The 20,254-nt window shown below is 33.0% G+C and carries 14 protein-coding genes, 4 pseudogenes and 1 riboswitch; of the genes and pseudogenes, 8 read left to right on the top strand and 10 right to left on the bottom strand.

Going from position 1 to position 20,254, the window contains the following annotated elements; translation table 11 throughout:
- Positions 1 to 96: 96 nt before the first annotated feature.
- The 3 genes from ABH959_RS24085 to ABH959_RS24075 all read right to left on the bottom strand — a co-directional run bounded on the left by ABH959_RS24085 (position 97) and on the right by ABH959_RS24075 (position 6,315).
- Positions 97 to 2,460 carry a putative mucin/carbohydrate-binding domain-containing protein gene (locus ABH959_RS24085; RefSeq protein WP_404468093.1) on the bottom strand — a complete coding sequence of 788 codons (2,364 nt, stop codon included), beginning with the start codon at positions 2,458 to 2,460 and terminating at the stop codon, positions 97 to 99.
- A gap of 1,617 nt (positions 2,461 to 4,077) precedes the next feature.
- Positions 4,078 to 4,689, bottom strand: a complete 612-nt coding sequence (locus ABH959_RS24080; protein WP_016096720.1) for a GTP pyrophosphokinase — start codon at positions 4,687 to 4,689, stop codon at positions 4,078 to 4,080.
- Between the two features lie 126 nt (positions 4,690 to 4,815).
- Positions 4,816 to 6,315 carry a DHA2 family efflux MFS transporter permease subunit gene (locus ABH959_RS24075; protein ID WP_404493283.1) on the bottom strand — a complete coding sequence of 500 codons (1,500 nt, stop codon included), beginning with the start codon at positions 6,313 to 6,315 and terminating at the stop codon, positions 4,816 to 4,818.
- Positions 6,316 to 6,500: 185 nt separating this feature from the next.
- On the opposite strand from ABH959_RS24075, the gene ABH959_RS24070 reads away from it, so the two are divergent.
- Positions 6,501 to 7,406 carry a TetR/AcrR family transcriptional regulator gene (locus ABH959_RS24070; protein ID WP_404493282.1) on the top strand — a complete coding sequence of 302 codons (906 nt, stop codon included), beginning with the start codon at positions 6,501 to 6,503 and terminating at the stop codon, positions 7,404 to 7,406.
- 303 nt (positions 7,407 to 7,709) lie between these two features.
- On the opposite strand, the gene ABH959_RS24065 is transcribed toward ABH959_RS24070, so the two are convergent.
- A complete protein-coding gene (locus ABH959_RS24065) occupies positions 7,710 to 7,889 on the bottom strand; it encodes a hypothetical protein (RefSeq protein ID WP_404493280.1) in 180 nt (59 codons plus the stop codon).
- Positions 7,890 to 8,057: 168 nt separating this feature from the next.
- Between ABH959_RS24065 and ABH959_RS24060 the strand changes: the two genes are divergently transcribed.
- The 3 genes and pseudogenes from ABH959_RS24060 to ABH959_RS24050 all read left to right on the top strand — a co-directional run.
- Positions 8,058 to 8,723: a response regulator transcription factor gene (locus ABH959_RS24060; RefSeq protein ID WP_201055223.1), complete on the top strand. Its 666-nt coding sequence runs from the start codon at positions 8,058 to 8,060 to the stop codon at positions 8,721 to 8,723.
- Positions 8,716 to 8,974: pseudogene (locus tag ABH959_RS24055) on the top strand (two-component sensor histidine kinase); the annotation flags it as partial. The gene ABH959_RS24060 and the pseudogene ABH959_RS24055, both read left to right, overlap by 8 nt.
- A gap of 116 nt (positions 8,975 to 9,090) precedes the next feature.
- Positions 9,091 to 10,140, top strand: a pseudogene (locus ABH959_RS24050) (sensor histidine kinase); the annotation flags it as partial.
- A 350-nt stretch (positions 10,141 to 10,490) separates the two neighbouring features.
- Here the strand turns inward: ABH959_RS24050 and ABH959_RS24045 are convergent.
- A complete protein-coding gene (locus tag ABH959_RS24045; RefSeq protein ID WP_404493278.1) occupies positions 10,491 to 11,690 on the bottom strand; it encodes a S1C family serine protease in 1,200 nt (399 codons plus the stop codon).
- Between the two features lie 211 nt (positions 11,691 to 11,901).
- On the opposite strand from ABH959_RS24045, the pseudogene ABH959_RS24040 reads away from it, so the two are divergent.
- A pseudogene (locus tag ABH959_RS24040) lies at positions 11,902 to 12,027 on the top strand (IS6 family transposase); the annotation flags it as partial.
- Positions 12,028 to 12,152: 125 nt separating this feature from the next.
- Here the strand turns inward: ABH959_RS24040 and ABH959_RS24035 are convergent.
- Positions 12,153 to 12,446, bottom strand: a complete 294-nt coding sequence (locus tag ABH959_RS24035) for an ArsR/SmtB family transcription factor (protein ID WP_078205348.1) — start codon at positions 12,444 to 12,446, stop codon at positions 12,153 to 12,155.
- 652 nt (positions 12,447 to 13,098) lie between these two features.
- Here ABH959_RS24035 and ABH959_RS24030 point away from each other — a divergent pair.
- Positions 13,099 to 14,529 carry an IS4 family transposase gene (locus ABH959_RS24030; protein ID WP_404493276.1) on the top strand — a complete coding sequence of 477 codons (1,431 nt, stop codon included), beginning with the start codon at positions 13,099 to 13,101 and terminating at the stop codon, positions 14,527 to 14,529.
- A gap of 871 nt (positions 14,530 to 15,400) precedes the next feature.
- Here ABH959_RS24030 and mmuM read toward each other — a convergent pair.
- Together mmuM and mmuP are read right to left on the bottom strand one after the other, a co-directional pair.
- Positions 15,401 to 16,378: a homocysteine S-methyltransferase gene (gene mmuM / locus ABH959_RS24025; RefSeq protein WP_201055218.1), complete on the bottom strand. Its 978-nt coding sequence runs from the start codon at positions 16,376 to 16,378 to the stop codon at positions 15,401 to 15,403.
- Positions 16,353 to 17,762: an S-methylmethionine permease gene (gene mmuP / locus ABH959_RS24020; protein ID WP_078205350.1), complete on the bottom strand. Its 1,410-nt coding sequence runs from the start codon at positions 17,760 to 17,762 to the stop codon at positions 16,353 to 16,355. The genes mmuM and mmuP overlap by 26 nt, the downstream gene beginning before the upstream one ends.
- Positions 17,763 to 17,846: 84 nt before the next feature.
- A riboswitch (SAM riboswitch) is annotated at positions 17,847 to 17,954 on the bottom strand.
- Positions 17,955 to 18,297: 343 nt separating this feature from the next.
- On the opposite strand from mmuP, the pseudogene ABH959_RS24015 reads away from it, so the two are divergent.
- A pseudogene (locus tag ABH959_RS24015) lies at positions 18,298 to 18,462 on the top strand (IS4 family transposase); the annotation flags it as partial.
- Between the two features lie 50 nt (positions 18,463 to 18,512).
- Here ABH959_RS24015 and ABH959_RS24010 read toward each other — a convergent pair.
- Both ABH959_RS24010 and ABH959_RS24005 read right to left on the bottom strand, forming a co-directional pair.
- On the bottom strand, positions 18,513 to 18,845 hold the full coding sequence (locus ABH959_RS24010) for a carboxymuconolactone decarboxylase family protein (protein WP_012259796.1): 333 nt from the start codon (positions 18,843 to 18,845) through the stop codon (positions 18,513 to 18,515).
- Positions 18,846 to 18,852: 7 nt separating this feature from the next.
- Positions 18,853 to 19,257 carry a tautomerase family protein gene (locus ABH959_RS24005; RefSeq protein ID WP_201055215.1) on the bottom strand — a complete coding sequence of 135 codons (405 nt, stop codon included), beginning with the start codon at positions 19,255 to 19,257 and terminating at the stop codon, positions 18,853 to 18,855.
- A 109-nt stretch (positions 19,258 to 19,366) separates the two neighbouring features.
- Between ABH959_RS24005 and ABH959_RS24000 the strand changes: the two genes are divergently transcribed.
- Positions 19,367 to 20,239, top strand: a complete 873-nt coding sequence (locus ABH959_RS24000; protein ID WP_404493275.1) for a LysR family transcriptional regulator — start codon at positions 19,367 to 19,369, stop codon at positions 20,237 to 20,239.
- The last annotated feature ends 15 nt before the right edge of the window (positions 20,240 to 20,254 follow it).

Here is a 20,254-nt window from a genome sequence, read left to right as displayed (position 1 = left end):
AACCAGAAAAAGGCACCTAAAAGGCGCCTTCTTCTTATGAGATAAAAATTATTTAGCTAGTTATGAAATAATTATTCTCTCAAATAGACGATATCATCAACTTATTGAAATTGTTTTCCATAAGGATAACGAGAATATCCAATTCGAATCTCCATTTCCTTGGTAACTTTGAACAGCTTCATAGATTTTCCCTTGATACTCTACTCTATCCCCTTTTGTATATGCTTTCCTCGGATCCCATTTTTCATAAGAGGTATTTTGCTCTTTTGTTTTTATACTAAGAACACTACTTTGAATAGACTGATTTCCAGCTGCATCTATAGCCTTCACAGTATATTTGTATTCCATGTTAGCAGTCAGTTTACTATCAGTAAATGTGGTTCCCTGTACCGTTTGAATGAATCTTCCGTCACGTAATATTTGATATTCTTTCACACCTACGTTATCTGTTGATGAATTCCATTTTAACTCTACGCTATTTGTAGTAATGTTGGCTGCTTGTAATCCTTCAGGCCGTGTAGGAGCTTCCGTATCTGGGCTAGGGTTAATAATTTGATCAACTTTCTTAAGACCATTAACTGTAACTTGATACACTATCTTCTTACCAAAGCTCTCCTGTATATTTTTATCCACATTTATAAGAGTCGCCCGGTTTCCACCCTCTAAATGTGTAAACTCAATATAGTCTCCGACTTTCATCGGAATTTTTTGTGTTTCAGCATTTTGTTGCCTGTTTCCATAAATATCTTTATTATATACCACTTTTCCAGATGAATTTTGGACTTTCACACTCGCATATGTACTATCAAAGTAATGATGTGGTACACCTGCTTTTAATTGAATTTGCATTTCTTCTTTTGTCTTATTAAAATCCAATTTTGCAAACTCAAAATCTCCTATTCCTTTCATTGACCATACAAATTGGTTTCCCTCTAAAACATTATTTGATATATCTGGACTATATCCCAAATTTGACAGGATTGACTTTAAATCTGGCAAAACACCGATTTTATCTGTTAACGGATTTTGGGATTTGGTACCTGTATTTTGATTACTTAGTATATTTCTTAATTCAGCTGGTTTATATGGACGACCTAAATGTTCTTTAGCCACACCTTGTATTGAAGTCGCTGCTCCAGCAATAATTGGAGAAGCACTAGATGTACCACTAAAGCCTGTTGTATAGAGATTTTTAGTAATCCTATTAGGCTCAGCACGAGTTGTATCTACGTTTTCTCCCCAACCATAAACATCAATTCTACTACCATAATTTGAAAACCATAAACGTTTATGAGGAACAGTTGACGATGCGGCTCCAATCATTATAGCTCCTGAATCTTTAAAGTCCGGACTATTGCGATTTAATACCTGTTTTCCATTCCGATCTCTAAATTGATCAAGGTCATTAGAACCATTTGCCCCGGCTTCTATCACAATAATTCCTTTATCCGTTCCAGCTCGTATTGCATCAAAGATATCTGGCTGTACTTCAACAGGTAAATATTTATCTCCATATCCATCATATGAAGCTTGTGCCTCTAATAATAAAATATCCCCAGCTTGTAAATTATGTACAGCATTTATTATCGCATCAGCCGTATTATAAGACCCATCACCTCTTATTTGGGATACTACTTTGACCTTAGCCTTTGGTGCAATTCCTATATTACCAATCTCATTATCTTCAGCAGAAACAATCCCAAGAACAGATGTTCCGTGACCAACGTGTTGATCTATATTTCTACCAGATATAAGCTCAACTTTTTGATTTACTAAATCTTCATGGTCTAATAACCACCCATACTCCATATCTACAAAAGTAGTTCCTTTTCCATCTCCACCTTTAATGCTCCATGCATAAGATGCATTAATCCCATATGGTGCTTCCTTAAGATATCCCTGGTTTAAAAATCTTGGATCGTCGTAAGGGTTAAGCGATACAGTAGGTAATTGTACTTCTGGTAAAAGAGTTGGTTTTTCTTGCATATATACTTCTTCAACAAGATAAGATTTCTTAAACTTGTCCATCAATGTTTCAGCTGTTACTTTATTAGGTACTTCTACAATATAATAATCTAGTAAATTAGAAGATGATTTTTTTTCAGTTTCCCTCGTATCTTTATCAATATTTTCAATCTCTTTTGGGTCCACAGATGTAAATAAACGTTTTAATGTTAGCTGTGGAAATTCAGAAAAGATTTTTACTAATTCCAGATCGCTATCTTCGTTTTTTATTTGTTTCTCAAGTCCATCCTTATACGGGAAATTCACTTCACTTTTAAACTTTACAATAATTTGATCTTCTTCTTTAATATCTGCCTCAGATTGAGTTATATTTTTTACAGGACCTTTCGAATCTGCATACACTACATTGGGATTTTCATGAAATTTAATTAGCTCTAATCCTGTAAAGGCCGTAAGTGCAATCGTAGAAACGAATATCCCTTTTATAAATTTCATAATGAATACCTCTATTCTTATTTCTTTATATTACAATTTATAGATTTTTTAAAGGTTCTACTTTGAATAAATAACTCAACATCACTTGTGTGTATTCATAAATTATTTTAAAAAATCTTTTATTATACACTCAGCAGGTTGTTTATTTTTTATATACAAATGAACTGTTAACACCTATACCCTTCCCTTCAAACAACACAACAATTGTCCTCATGATATGAAATATAAGTGAAAGCCCTTTGAAAAACGCCAAAAATATTAAAAATTCACTTATAAACAACCGGATAATTTTATTTCTATATTACTTTATAAATAATTCTTTCTAATTGCTAATATTTTCATAGTAGATGGCGGCACGTTTTTCTAACCATATTAATCTTATTGGACAAAAAAATGATGAATGTGATGTTAAAACTAAGACAAGCTACCTTTAATGGTAGTTGTGCAGTTTGTGAGATAGAAGAATGTAATTTGTATGTACGATCTGACATAATTCTAATGGTATGGAATGTATATTTCTCCGTAAAAGTAACTTGCTTTTATCTTTTTTAAACAATTTATTGTATTATTTTCATCTAATTAGGCACAGAAACAATTTAAAAATTCTTACTACTTTTTAGGAAAAACGTTTTTAGGGTACATTTTAAAATAGCTCTTTTTCTTTAAAATGTTTCTGTGCTTAATATTTAAAATATCTTATGTCAAAATTTCCCGCAACTAATATGTTAAATGATTTATAATTATATATAATATGGAATATTATAGTTAAATATTCCATATTATACTCTATTAAATATAGCGTATTTAACTTATTATGAATTGATTTGTTAGTCTAAGTATGAATTATTAAGTATGTTTTGTTTATAATTGTCACAATATAATTTTATCTTCGACGTTTTAATTACTTATAGAACATTTACATATGTTATAACTGTTATTTATGAGATAAAGAATCTTTCTACATATAAGATTTACTTAATTTAGATTTTTTCTCTCTCAATCATTTTGTCGAAAAAAGTCGAATTTTCATATTTTTCCTTTATCTTTTTGTTGTAAACGTTTTATTTTCGTGTTACCATCTTAATCAAACAATAGATGGTAACAAACTTAAAATATTTCTTTCCATTAGACACATATAAACGTTCGGTAACAACATGAAATTATGGTCAAAGAAATATGAACTACCTGATAAAATATTCAAAGGGATTTTTACCACCTAAATTTTCTGTTAATTCAGAATGTAGAACTTTAACATTTTGTCCCTAAGCAAAATTTACATTTTAGCGTGGTAAACCCAAAAAACTAAATCACCCACCCAAATTAATAAATGAAATGTCTGGTTATATCTAGTAATAAGTCATGAGAAAATGATTTCTTCCCTAAGAAAACTGAGCCAATTAATAAAAAGCATCTAAATTACTATCTATTGTTGATCACATATTTACCAACTATAAAAAAGAACCTACTGAAGGTTCTTTTTTATTTTAATCATTAGTATTTCAATTATTGATAATCATTGGTGTTGAATCTTTATTTCCTCAGCTGCAATCAAGCATATGCGTCCTTTTTATATAACAAGTTGTTTCATGCGATCCTATTTATTCTTAACATGCCTCTTTAACCTTTCAAACCTTCCACTCTTACATGAATGTCCCTCATCTTTTCATCCAAAGATTTTGCAGTTTTGGCCGCGTCAATAAGCTCTTGCTCCAGATAGAAAGGGATTTTTTTGTCATACTTATAATAAATTTTATGTTCTAGGCTAGCCCAAAAATCCATCGCTAAGGTTCGAAGCTGTATTTCAACATAAACAGTCTCTACTTTTTGGGATAGTGTTACAGGTATTTGTACAATTACATGTAAACTCTGATACCCATTTGATTTTGGATTTTCAATATAGTCTTTCACCTGTACAATTTTAATATCATTTCGTTTGGATAGCTGAGAATATATATCATAAATGTCATTTACAAAAGAACAAATGATTCTCATACCTGCAATATCATACAACTGTTCTCTTGAGTTTGACATTGTAGGAGTAATTCCTTTTCTATCAAGTTTTAGTTGAATACTTTCGAATGATTTAAGTCTCGTCTTAATATGCTCAATTTGATTATGGTTTTTTAAATACTTTGCTTCTTCAGCTATTATATTAATTTTGGTTGTCATTTCATCTAAAGCAAACTTATATGGTAGTAAAAATTGACCCCATTTTCTTACATCTTCCATGTTAATCCCCCTCTTATTTCAACTTTTCACATGTATTGTTCAATTGAATCAATCACATTAAAAACGTTCATCAGATAGACAGAAAGAAGATGCCTTAACTCTAAAAATTCTTCATTTTTTAAACAACTAATTTATGTTCTCAAGTCGATCATCTACTTGATTTGAAATTGGAACTGTTGTTCTTTTAAGAAAGAACGATAGAATAAATGCTACACCAGCAATAACAGCTGATACTAAAAATGCATCATTGATTCCTGAAATAGTTGCTTCCATGGAGATGTGCTGCTGTATTTTTGCTAAGGCTTCACCAGTAGGTGCATTTGTTAGCTTATTTATAGCATTAGACATCATTTCTTCTACATGTATTACTGTTCGATTAGACATAATTGTAACGAGTAGGCTACCACCAATTGCTCCTGAAACCTGTTGAATCGTACTATTCATTGCTGTTCCGTGTGGTGTGAATTCTGGTGGTAATTGATTTAAACCATTCGTCATAATCGGCATCATAACCATTGAGATACCAAGCATACGAGTTGCATATAACACAACTAAATGTGTATACTCAGTGGATCCCGTTAGTTGACTAAATAAAAATGTTGTAACGATTACAATAGCTAAGCCAATAAACGCCAACAATTTCGGACCATATTTATCGAATAATTTTCCTGTAATAGGCATCATAATCCCCATGATTAATGCGCCAGGTAACATTAGTAAACCAGAATCCATTGCGGAAATACCACGGATATTTTGTAAATAAATCGGTAATAACAGCATGGCAGAGAACATCGCCATGTTTAAAGCCACTGAAATAATTGACGATAAAGCAAACATTGGGTATTTATATACTCTAAAGTCGAGCATAGGCTCCTGAAGATTAAATTGACGAACAATTAACCCTACCAACGATGCTAGTCCAATAATAATGGTTAAATAAACATTAGGTGCACTCCATCCACTGTTACCAGCAGAGCTGAATCCATATAAAATACCACCAAAAGCCAAGGCTGATAAGACAACAGATAATCCATCAATATTGTCATTGCTTTTTTCTTTGTGATCATGTAATTTAAAGTATCCCAAAATCCAGACTAAAGCCATTATAGGAGCCATCATTAAGAAAAGTACCGGCCAATCATAATGTTGGATAACCCACCCCGATAATGTTGGTCCAATAGCAGGTGCAAAAATCATTACTAAACCAAAAATCCCCATTGCTGAGCCACGTTTTTCAGGTGGAAATGTTGTATATAAAACATTCATTAGTAGTGGCATAATTAAAGCCGCTCCTGAAGCTTGAATCATACGAGCCGAAAGTAAGACTGAAAAACTTGGTGCAAATCCACCTACTAATGTACCAATTGTAAACAACCCCATAGAGGTTAAAAATAATCGTCTAGCCGTATATTTTTTTATTAAAAATGCAGTAGTGGGAATTAAAATTCCATTTACTAGCATATATCCTGTCGATAACCATTGTACGGTTGAAGCACTCACATCAAAATCCTTCATGATAGATGGTAAAGCTATATTGAGCAATGTATTACTTAATAACGCTACAAATGCTCCTATCATTAAAATCGCTAATAAGCTAAAAGAAGCTTTTGTTTGTTTTTCTTTCATGTATATGCCCCCTTCTGTACTATCGGTTTATTTTTATACCTCAAGTCCAACAAGGTTAATGATATCTCATTAGCAATTAATTATCAACAAAAATGTACCGGTTGTCCAAAATTGTACTAGTTGTATTTTCTTTGTTACAATATATTTATTAATATAAGAGCATTACCTCTAAAGGAGCTTAGAATATGAATAAGAAGAAAAGAGACGTTTTAGATAAAGCACATGCGCTATTTATAGAACAGGGATATCACGCGACATCTATTCAAGATATTTTAAATCATAGCAATATTTCCAAAGGTTCTTTTTATAATTATTTTTCTTCCAAAGGCGAACTATTCAAAGCTGTATTTAAACTTATCCAAGAAGAGATGCAAGTGGAAAGAGACAAATTACTTATTGGAGAAGATTGTAAAGATATTGCTATCTATATAGAACAAGTCAGCCTCATGATGGAACTTAATAAAAAAAACAAGTTAATGCAATTAATTGAAGATGTGCTTGTATCAAACGATCCAGATCTCATACAATTTATTAAGCAGTCTAAATACTTATTTTTAAGTTGGGTGTATAAACGCTTTACAAATATTTTCCCCGAGGATAAATCAAATTATTTAGTGGATTGTGCGGTTATTTTCATAGGTATGATGCAGAATATTCTTCATACCAGTAATGCATGGAATCAAACAATTACCATAAAGCAAATTGTTACTTATTGTATGGATCGGATAATTATCATTTTGGAAGATATTAGTGAAAAAAGCATTCAATTATTTACACCCGCATATATAAATGAATTTTTACCTCAATCAGATTATAATGATTTTTTTAACAATGAATTTTCAATTGCTACGCTAAACTTAAAAAAAGTGATTGAGAAAAAAAATGGTTTCGAAAAGCAGAAAATGACAACATGTTTAAACCTGTTGTACTTTATTCAAGAAGAGATTATGTATAATAAAGCAGATTCAAGAAAATTTTTAATTGAAAGTGCTTTAACAACTTTAAAAAATAGTCCAGAAATCAATGCCACTCAGGAATATATACAATATGAACAAATTTTAGGGAAAATGGACTATTTTCCGATTTCATAAATTTCATTTTCTTCAATCTAAACTATATACACAAATTTAAAGGTATTCTTATAATGAAAAGACCCTATACCCTGTATATATAGGGTCTTCCAATATATGTTTTTTATCATCATATTTAACGTTGGATGATATTTCTCAGCTATTCCTCTCTGGCCTTTCAAAAGTTTCTTTACCCATTTGAATTAAGTTAATCCCTCTTACAAAAAAGATATCTGTTCTTACTCTGGCTTCATTCCTTTTGAAAAGTATTTTAACGTTTAACTCACATCTGATAGAGATAAGGAACTAATTTCTGGATTTTTGTTAACTCGGTTTATATAGGTTTCTTTTATTTACACTTGCGTACTTATATAGATACGGTGATGATTTTACTTTTTGTTTTTTTATTTTTATTTTTATTTTTATACGACTATGTTCCGAATGATGGATTATCCACAATTTTATATCTAATAAAGAAAGAATTATGTCTGTTTCAAGTGACATTTTGCTTACCTCCTTCTTTCTTAAGTGTTATGTATACATAATATCTTTTAAATCTGGAGCTGATTTGAAAGATATATAGTTTTCCTGTGAAGTCTTTATATTGTTTTCTAGTAATTCTCCATACAAACTCCAGATAGTAAAGTTATAATGGCTACTAGAGGTGATATAATGATCAACCATCATATTCTTGTAATAGAAGACGACCAAGAAATTCAGGAATTAATTAAACAATTTTTATTGACACAACAGTATACAGTTGAAGTTGCATCAGATGGATTAGAAGGAATGATACAATTTAATAAGCAATCCTTTGATTTGATTCTTTTGGATGTGATGATGCCAAACCTTAACGGATTTGAAGTTGCGAAAATGATTCGAAGTCAATCAAATGTGCCAGTTATTATGCTGACTGCGTTAGAAGAAGAACAAGATCAAATGAAAGGATTTGATCTTGGAATCGATGATTATATTACAAAACCATTCTCTTTTCATGTTTTGATTAGACGAGTCGAAGCAGTACTAAGAAGAAGCAATGATAAAAGCTTAGATAATCATTTCGTCTTTAAAGAATTGCGTGTCGATGCCGACGCCTATAAAGTATATGTAAATGAAGTTGAAATCTCCTTAACAACGAAAGAATTCGAAATTCTGCAACTACTACTACAAAATGAGAGAAAAGTACTCCTAAGAGAAAGCATCGTAGAAAAAGTTTGGGGCTACGATTATATTGGGGAATCACGAATAATCGATACGCATATTAAAAACATACGAAAGAAATTAGATATCCCTTATATTAAAACCATAAAGGGTATAGGTTATAAAATCGATGAATAGGATCGTAAAAATCATGAAGATGAAGCGAATTACTTATAAACTCTTTATGACTACATCCCTCATTTTGTTAGCCTTTGCAGTCCTAATTTATTTAACTTTATACTTCTTTCTTCCTACATTTTATGAGCAATATAAAACAGAGCAGCTTGAAAACGGAATGGAAGAAATAATTGATAAATCTAAGAATCTTACTTTTCAAAATGCACAACCGCTTTTTGAGGAGTATATGCAAAAAAATAATGCAATACTCAGATTTCCAGATTACGAAAGAGTAAACGTTTATTCTACTCCTTATACATTTATTCAAGGAAGTGTTACTCAAACAGCACGAATAGGGAGTTCAAATAGCCTGAACAAATCATATGATATTCCATTTCAGGATGGTAACCAAACCGTCATAGTATACGCAACATTTCAACCTATTGATGAGGCTTCCAAAGTTTTGGTACGTTTCCTTCCCTATATCAGTATTATTGTAGTTGTTATTGGGATAGGAAGTGCTTATTTATTTTCAAGGTTCATTACAAAGCCACTCATTTATATTAATCGAGGGGCACAAAAAATGGCGGACTTAGACTTTTCCGAAAAAATTGAGATTCGTTCTATGGATGAATTAGGGGAACTATCTAATAGCTTGAATGATATGTCCATTAATTTACAACAAACTATGTTTGATTTACAAAAAGCAAATCAGCAATTAAAAAGTGATATTGAAAAAGAAAGAGAAATAGAAACAAAACGCAGAGAATTTTTTGCAACTGTATCACATGAATTAAAGACCCCTCTTACTGTTATGAAAGGGTACTTAGAAGGGATGATATATAATATTGGTCCCTATCAGGATCGTGACCAATATTTAAAGAAAAACCACCAAATTATTGAAAGAATGGAACAGCTGGTTCGTGAGATTCTAAGCATGTCGAAATTAGAACAACATACATTTAAACCACAATTAAAAGAAATAAATCTCTCCGAATTAATAGATATAATCACAAAAGATCTCAGTTTTTTTGCTTCTCAAAAAGACATTCAAATCATAAAACAGATTGATTCTCACTTTTCTGTCTATACAGATCGGGTTCTTTTAGAAAAAGCCTGTAAAAATATTATTCATAATGCAATTATGTATTCACCGAATAATGAGAAGGTATATATACAGCTAACTCAGGACTCAAAACAAAATTGTATCTTAATTCAAATTATCAATACAGGTGTACAAATTAAAGAAAATGATATACAACATGTCTTCGAACCATTTTATCGAATTGAAAAATCAAGAAATCGAAATACTGGTGGGAGTGGCTTAGGATTATATATTGTAAAACAAATTTTTGAAGCACTAGGTTTAGAGTACGTTATTAATAATGTAGAACAAGGTGTACAATTTGTTGTTAGCATTCCAATATCTGAACAATAAACAACCTCCCCTACCAATTCGGGAGGTTGTTTATTAGAGTTTGCTAATATCTCTTACTACTAGTTTCTCTAACAATTTTAGTGCGCTTACCTTTTTATTTTGTACCCTTTGCACCTGTAATTCCCATTGATATTAGTACATTCTGAAGAACATTTTCAGATGAATAGATTACTCGATTGGAAAAATACGAATACCCATTTTTAGATGTATCCAACCTACAAACTTAGCTATGAGTTTTAACTTTATCAGATTCAGATGATCCTAAAATAGTTTGAACTAGAATTGAATTCATGTGTATATAATCAAAAAAGGTTTAATCAATTTACCGGATTAGTCTGATCAAAATCAGACTATTTTTGATCCGTTAATTTCACCATTTTTGTTATTTTTTCACCATTACGATAAACTGTTACTTTAATTGTGTCCCCCGATTTTTTCTTTTCATATAAATACTTGCGGAATTGAACAACATTTTCTATTTGTTGTTCATCCAATGCACTCACAACATCATGCTGTTGTAATCCTCCTTTTTCTGCTGGTGACTGATTTGAGATATTCCCCAAAACAACACCATTTGTTATCTCTTTTGGCAATTTTAATTGATCACGTGCAGAATTTGTAATTTTCTCTACATCAAATAGTTGTACACCTATCATTGGACGTTTAACTATCCCCTCTTTTTCAAGAGACTCTAGAACTGTTTTAGCTATATTAATCGGAATTGCGAATCCAATTCCTTCAACTGCTTGTTGTGCAATTTTACTTGAATTAATTCCAATGACCTCACCCTGCTCATTAAACAAAGCTCCGCCGCTATTCCCAGGATTAATAGCTGCATCTGTTTGAATCACCTGTGCCTGCCAATCCACTTGCTGATTTCCAAGTGTACTAACAGGTATTACTCGATCCTTGCTACTAATAATCCCCTTTGTTACACTTCCTTCTAACCCTAATGGATTACCAATAGCTATCACAGATTCCCCCGTACGAATTTTTTCTGAATCTCCTAGAGTTGCTACTTTTTTCACATCTGTTCCATCAATTTCTAATACAGCTAAATCTAATAATGGATCTTTCCCTACTACTTTAGCAATAAGATTTTTACCATTATTCAATTTCACTTCTATTTTACTTGCACCGTCTATCACATGATTATTTGTGACAATGAAAACCTTATTACCTGTTTTTTTATATATGACGCCTGATCCTGAACCAGCTTCTTCTGATTGTGCTTGCATAGCAAATGGATCTGAATTTTTTTGATAGTTAATGACACCTACTACAACTTCTTTTGCATCTTCAATCATATTTTGAAGACTATTCACACCTTCTGGTTTGTGCGAGACAGGAGTAACCTGATTCACCTCGTTATTTTTAGCGGATTGACCTGTACCTCCTTTGATCTCATCTATATATGGAGTGGTCAAGCCAATAGTAATTGACCCGATCATTGCACCAATTATTCCGATAAAAAAATAACCAGTTTTTTTACCGTCTCTACTTATGTTCTTTCCTGTTTGTTTTGTATCATAGTGTCCCATTATGAACACTCCTTTCTCCTTTTATGTCACCTGGATATTCCCAACTTAATATTTTCACTATAAGCCCTAAATCTGGAGTGTACATGGAGATAATCAGTAGTTTATCAAGAGTTGTAAATCTGGTTCTGGTGCAAAAGCTTCAAAATATCTAAAAAAAGTCTTTCAGACTTGGACATACTGATACTATTATTCTAAAAAAGGATCTGATTGGTATGGAAAAGCTAAATCTATTCTTTCAGGAATAGAAGCGATGCATATCATTAAAAAAGGCCAACTTATTTTACGGGGCAAGTCTGTCCAAAATGAAGTGAAGTTTATTCATCAACTATTCGGAATGGCTGCATAAGAGTAGATTCCATTAGGAATCTATATACCTCTTCAAATAAATACAATCTTTGCACCAGAACCCTCTAATAAACATACAAAAAGTTCCCTGCTTTATAATAGGGAACTTTTTTGCATATTATTAACCTACAAATCTAAAATCCCTACAATCTGACGAGCTTTAGAATTATCAATATAATAATGCATCTCTAATCCTCTTCTTTCCGCACGGAGTACGGTTCCTCTCAATTTTGATAAATACTGTGAAACAGTGGATTGCGGAAGTCTTAATATTTCTGCTAACAGTGTAACATTACGCATTTTATGATGCATTAACTCATTTACAATTTGTAATCGTACTGGATGTGCCATTACCTTTAATAAATCTACATCCTCTTCTGGAATTCCTATTACATCTCGATCACTTTTTAATGCTATCATTTTATATTCTCCTTTATTATTTATTTCTATTATCCTTATAAATAGTACTCATATATAAATACCTTTTGTCCTGTTGAGAAAATAAATTCACTATCCGCTCTTTAGATTAAATAAAGGAAAAGAACTACATATTTATTAAGTTATACGTTCTTCCACCAAAGAAGTAATCTCTTCAATTTTTATATATAGGGATAGCACCACATCGCCATCAAGCTAAGAACAGCAAATACCCCCAAAAAAGAAAAATTGAGCCAAACTCTTATAAATAACTGTGAAAGGGTAAAATTTTTGTTATGGAAGGTTTCTCAAAATATTAGCTTGATGGGCATGTTGTGGCACCTATTTAAGGGAAAATATGGATGAATTCTAATAAATACTATATAATAATAAATGGGAGGGGATAAAAATGCTAGATCAAATCACTTGGGGAACGCCAGCCAGCTTATTATGCTTAGGATTCTTTTTTGCAGGGTTAGGAATCTTCTTAAGAAGTATTACGTCATATACGAAAAATAAATAAAAGTTCAAAAAAACAAAAAATTCACGTTTAGGGGATACTTTAAAATCTTAGCTTGGTAGCAAAATTAAATTTCCTTAAAATGAAAAAATACGCTATTCTTTCTGTAGAATCATAGGAAAGGATGGCGTTTTTATGTCTGTTTCTGTGTCTGACGAATTACAACTATTTGCTCAAGAGATTCAAAGTTTTTTATCTCCAAATACCTTACGAGATCTTGCTAGAGATGTTGGTTTTGTACAACGAACCAGTAAGTATCAAGCAAAAGATTTAGTAGCTTTATGTGTATGGGTGAACCAAAATGTAGCTATGACTTCTTTAACTGAGTTATCTAGCTGTTTAGAAGCATCAACAGCAGTGCTCATCAGTCCTGAGGGACTGAATCAACGATTTAATAAGGAGGCCGTCCAACTTTTACAACACCTACTTGCCGAACTACTAAGCAAAAAATTGGCCGCATCTATGCCGGTTTCTTCTCCATACACTTCTGTTTTCAAACGTATTCGTATTTTAGATTCAACTGCATTTCAACTCCCGGATGTATTTTCAACGGTTTATCCAGGTGCAGGAGGCTGCAGCCATACAGCTGGGATAACAATTCAACTTGAGTATGATTTGTTAAGTGGGCAGTTCCTTCATATTCATACAGGTCCAGGTAAACAACATGATCGTACTTACGGCTCTCTGTGTGCCCCAACTGTGACAGCGAATGATTTATGTATCCGAGATTTAGGTTATTTTCATTTAAAAGACCTTCAATATATACAAGATAAAGAGGCCTACTATATCTCTCGTATCAAGTCGAATACACGTATTTATCAAAAAAATCCTAACCCTGATTATTTTCAAGATGGAAGAATTAAGAAAGGTACAGAGTATATACAGATAGATATGGAGATGTTAATGAACTCCCTGCAACCAGGACAAACATGTGAAATAGCTGATGCTTATGTAGGAATGATTGATAAAGTGCCAGCTCGTGTAATTGTTCATCGATTAACAAAACAACAGCAACAAAAACGATTACAAGATCAAGCTGTAAGAGAAAAAAAGAAAGGAATGAAGTATTCTCCTCGTAGTAAACGACTCAGTGGTATCAATGTATATATGACAAACACCCCTACAGATATTGTCCCGATGGGACAGGTACATGACTGGTATTCTTTGCGTTGGCAAATCGAAATTTTATTTAAAACGTGGAAGTCATTCTTTCAAATTCATCATTGTAAAAAGATAAAACCAGAACGATTGGAGTGCCATTTATATGGTCAATTGATTGCCATTCTAATCTGTTCTTCTATCATGTTTCAAATGCGCCAATTGCTCCTCAGGAAGAAAAAACGAGAGCTTAGTGAGTATAAAGCCATATATATGATTAAAGATTATTTTCTTCTTCTATTCCAAACTATACAAAAAAACACCCAAGAGCTATCAAAGGTGTTACTTCGCCTGTTCAATCTCCTACAGCAAAACGGGCGGAAATCTCATCGATATGAGAAAAAAACGGTCTTTGATATATTAGGTGTCGTTTACAATTGTGCCATGTCTGATAATCAAGCGGCTTAATTCAAAAAAAGGAAACCCGTTAGGGTTTATTTCGTATGCAAATCTTTAAATTTCCTACATGTAGCCTTTAGAAAAAGGAAACAGCCACTACTATAATTGACGTTGTATGAGCTTATCTTGATGGCGATGGGATAGCACCACATCGCTATCAAGATAAGAAAAGCAAATACCCCCTAACGAGAAAATTGACATGTCCAGATGAAAATGTACAATTTTTTGTTTTAGGGGCGTTATAAAGTTTTTAAGTTAATGTGGTGATACCCATCAACTTAAGAATGGAAACAAAGTGTACTTTCATTTTGTGGGGTAAAGCATTCCTAAAATAGAAGCATACTCTTAATAATACGCATACCAAATAAACCCTATCGTTTTATTAAAAGTCAAGGAAATAGTAATGAAATTCTATATTTATGCGATTGAATATAATGTCACACATTTTATAAGGTAAAAAGGAAAGGATAGATGAACAGGAGAGTATACCTGTTTACATCTATCCTTTTTTACAACAATATGACCACATTTACTACTACAACAAATTTTCATATAGTTACTGAACTATTTTTTGAATAACTAAATTAACCTCTTCGTTAACTTTAATTACGAATAAATGGTCCCCTTCACCTTCAATTGGATCAACTACATCTTCATTAAAAGATTCAGCGTGTTGTCTACCATATCTATTAAACTAGCGGTTTTTATTTTCCCTGATTCCTTTCCATACCTAAGGTACCCAAAAGTCCACTGGATTCCCGAGGCTACCATCCACATTTGTGTCTCTGAAAAGACATTTTGTGCCACTAGACGTAACTGTAGATTTCTGAACAAGCAAAATCACGAAAATACACACAAAGTTAGATTATCATCCATTACATTACTGTTTTGCTTCGTTCGAATAGAAAAACTCGGAAGAACGCCACTTGTTCGATATCTCCTCAATGTGATAAGGTGTCGTTCTACAGCATCCACCTATTAAACGTGCACCTGCTTGGTACCACTCTTCAGATTGAATATCCAACGCGTTACATTGTTCATGACCATGCCATGTTTTTGTTTCTGGATTATAAGTTTCACCAGAGTTTGGATAAACAATAATCGGTTTTTTGGTGTTTGCCCTCAACTCTTGGATTGCACCAGTCACAACGGTTACTGGCGCACAATTGATGCCTATCGCTACAATTTGTTCACTTTTCTCAAAAACTCGTGCACACTCCACGAGTTTCAAACCTTCACTAACCTCTTTCTCATTTTTTAGCGAAAAGGAAAGCCACGCATATGTTGCTGGAAATTCACGCAATAATGTATCTAATACTCTTGCTTCTTGCAGGGAAGGGATCGTTTCAAATGCCAATAGATCTGCACCTGCTTCGATTAACGCAGACATTCTCGAACGGTGAAAGTCTGCTAATGTTTTATCTGTCACACCATAGTTGCCTACATACTCTGAACCATCTGCAAGGTAAGCCCCGTACGGTCCAACTGATGCAACAACCAATGGTTTAGGCCTATTCGTTCGCGTATTTTCCTTCCAAAAATCATCTCTTGCCCTTCTTGCGAGTAACACCGTTTTCTTAATTAATTCCAAAGCTTCCTGTTCTTGTATTCCACGCGCGGAAAAACCACTAATAGTAGCTTGATAGCTTGCTGTTATGGCACAGTCCGCTCCAGCACGAAAATAGTCCGAATGAACCTGATAGATTAGTTCCGGATTTTCTAGTAACACACGTGCCGACCAAAGGGGATCGTCCAAATTACATCCATGCGCCTCCAATTCAGTAGCTAATGCTCCGTCAAGAAGCATAATGGAATGTTGGGATAAAATAGCATCAATTGGGTTGATTTTGTTCGACATAATCTACGCCCCTCTTTTTTAGATTTTTTGTTAGATAATAACTTCCATAGCAAAATAAAATAAACGGTATGCCGCAATATAAGGCAATTCTCTGTGTTGGATCGAATGCAATTCCAATACACGATGCCAGACAAAGGATAAAAGAAGCAATTGGTACTAATGGATATAGTGGTGTGCGATAAATCAAGTCCTTTTCAGAATTTCCTTCTTTCAAAAATTGTCTGCGAAATAGGAACTGGGAAGCACTAATACTCATCCAAACTATAACTACTGCTAGACCGGAAATGGAAACAAGTACGATATAGACAGTATCTGGTGCCACAATACTTGAGAGCAAAGCCAACGCTCCACCCACCATGCTGAAAATGACGGCGTTGATTGGAACACCTTGCTTCGTCATTTTCCCAAAAATCGGGGATATCGTTTTCTTATTAGCAAGCGACCAAAGCATTCTAGAAGAGGCATAAAGGCCTGAGTTTGCCGCAGATAAAATGGCTGTTAAGATAACGAAATTCATTATGTCAGCTGAATATGGCACCCCAATTCGTTCTAGAACTGCAACAAAAGGGCTCTCTAATACCCCTGCATCGGAAATAGGCAATAACGCAGATAAAACAACAATCGTTCCTACAAAAAAGATGATTAATCTCCACAGAGTAATTCGAATGGCCTTCGGTATCATTTTTTCCGGGTTCGCTGTTTCTCCAGCTGCAATGCCTATTAATTCTGTTCCCGAAAAAGCAAAATTAACCGCAAGCATGGTCATCATAATGGCCGTAGCACCATGAGGAAATAAACCTCCACTTGTAAAATTAGAAAAGAATGGTGCTGCTTTTGAATGAGTCATCGGAAGAAACCCTAGCATTGCCGCTACTCCTAAAACAATAAAAAACACAATAGCTATAACCTTTATCGATGAAAACCAAAATTCGGATTCGGCGAAAAATTTAACAGTCAGGACATTTAATACAAAGATCAAAATGGCAAAAAGAGCACTCCATACCCAAACATTAACCGATGGAAACCATCGCTTCATAAGTAATCCTGCGGCTGTAAATTCAGAACCTAAAGCAACAGTCCAAGTTAACCAATACAACCAGGCTACTGTATACCCTGTACCCGGTCCAATGTATTTAACTGCATAACTATGAAATGCGCCCGTTTCAGGCATATGTACGGAAAGCTCTCCTAAACATAGCATAACTAGATAAACCACTAGCGCACCAATCAGATAGGATAGAATTGTTCCAAACGGGCCAGCTTGTTGAATAGTGTAACCCGAGCTTAAGAATAAGCCAGTTCCAATCACCCCACCAAGTGATAGCATGACTAAATGACGTGCTTGCATTTTCCTTTGAAATTCTCGCCCATTTTTATTCTCCATTTCTACTCTCCTTTAGTTACTATCCAGAAAAAAATAAAAGCGCACTCTAAAAAAGAGGGCGCTACTGACAAATAAAAACGGAAGCTCTCATCTATCAGGATTATCACCCGCTGGAATTAGCACAGTGTCTACTTAAGCAGACCTGTTGCTGAGGTTTCATAAGGCCAGTCCCTCCACCTCTCTGGATAAGAAATATTTTTTTATAACCTTATCAATCCATTCAATAACTGTCAAGATAATTCTGTTTTTTTAAAAAATTATCTATTATAGAAATACAAAAAATAGAGTATTACTATAACTGCAACCCACTCCTTCTTGGGTATTATTTAAAAATCGAACATACAAAACCTCATTTATTTATGATACGGTTCACAAGCACTTCCTCAAAATTTAATGCACTTCTAAATATCTTCTTACTTCTTTGGCTATGGGGTCACCATACATAACCATCAACTCAGGAGATTTTAATACCCTCCAATATCAAAAAACGTTATCCTTTCTAAACAAGCTAAATTAGAAAGGATGATGTTTTCTTATGAATCTCTCGATTCAAGATGAATTATTACCATTTGCAGAAGAATTACAACGATATGTTACACCTGTATTCTTAGAAGAACTTGCAAGAGAAATAGGATTTATAAAGCGAAAACGTAAGTTTTCTGGATCAGAATTAGCTGCTATTTGCATTTGGATTAGTCAAACTAGTTTCTTATCTAGCAGATTTCATTTTTGTTTTTTATAGAAGATTGATTATTTAGATACCGTATTCTCATTTTTGTTCAATATCATGTTTAGCGTTGCAGCCGCTTTAGGCCATCCAACGTAAAAGGCCATATGTGTTATCAAAGCAATAATTTCCGTTTCGTTAATTCCATTCTTTTCAGCTAATTGTAGATGAAATGGTAGTTGCTCAGTATTACCGATACTAATTAGAGCAGATAGTGTACATAAACTTCTTTCTCTGGATGTTAAAATAGGATCTCTCCATACTTTTTCGAATAATATGTTTTCACTATAATCAACAAAATCGGGAGCCATATCTCTCATTTTCTTTCGTATATTGGACTCGATACGATCATTCACTATTTTTTCACTCCCTTATATTAACCATTTGTGCTATACCTTGACCAAATGACCAGTTTTCAACAGATGTCTCGTTTAATGTAATAAAAATATCTGTTGTAGAGATGTTTAAATGATTAGAAATAGTTTTTGATATGGATTGATACAAACTCTTTTTCTGATTTATTGTTCTTCCTAGCCCACATGTAATAGAAACATGCATTATTTTTTCTGTTCTCTTTTCCTCTCCTTCTAAGAGATAATGTGGATCGTAAAAAAATTGATTAGGGGGGTAAGGTAAAAACATTTGAAAGTAATCATTTTCTGGGATTTTAAAATGTTCAATCAATGAATGATGAATACTATTACTTACCGTTTTTAGCTCTTCTTTATTCAATTGACCATCTGGATAATAAACATTAACAAACGGCATATTTTCACTCCCTTTCTTATGACCTTATTTTACTTCCATTACCTCGATTTGTATAATTGAAAATACATCGTATAATTATCAATAAAACCGATGAAGATGGGGTGTGAAGATGGAAATAAAAGAGTTAAATACATTTAAGATGATTGTCGAAGAAGGTACTTTTTCACTGGCAGCAAAAAAATTAAACTATGCTCAATCAACTGTAACAACACATATAAAAAAGCTGGAGAATGAACTTGGCTTCCTTCTATTTGATCGAGGGTGGGATGCGCGATTAACAGAGGAAGGTACTTTATTTGCAAAGGAGGTAGATAACTTATTAATGCATTGGGATTATTCAATATCTCAAGCACAGCGCATAAGTAATGAGGAAAAAGGGAGAATAAGAATAGGGCTAACAGAATCTGTTGCAAAAAAGTTGATGCCACCTATATTAAACTATTTAGACAATGAGAAACCATATATACATTGTGATTTTGTTGTAGGGAATACAGCACTTTTATCACAACTATTAGAACAAAATAAAATTGATTTTGCTGTTTGCGGAAACAACAAAAATAGTTCCAATATGAACTTCACTCCACTTTACAATGAACAAATTGAATTTATTGTCAATAACCCTCACCATCCAATATTACACAAAGAGTCAATTGAAGTATTCGATATCATTAATTATCCTATTTTAATTGGAGAGAATAGTTGTTATTATTATCAATCTGTGAATGCCTTTTTATCAGAAAATAATTTATCTTTTAAAAGAGTTTACAATTGTAGTGCATTACATCTTATTCCACAAATGGTTTTTGGAAATGCAATAGGTATTATTCCTAAGGGAACTATTTTAAACAAAGGTAATATATCATTTAAGGTTAAAGGATTTGATCCCCAGATGCCTATAGGATTATTAATTTCTTCTAAAAACAACAATTATTTGAGCCAGACAAAACAACGACTTATGAAATTAATTGAATCGTTATTGTGATAAATAATGATTTCT

Origin of the sequence: Bacillus sp. RC51 (genome assembly GCF_044908115.1) — a bacterium.
Classification (GTDB): domain Bacteria; phylum Bacillota; class Bacilli; order Bacillales; family Bacillaceae_G; genus Bacillus_A; species Bacillus_A mycoides.
Note: the sequence above shows the minus strand (reverse complement) of the source record. Positions and strands in the feature narration are given on the sequence as shown.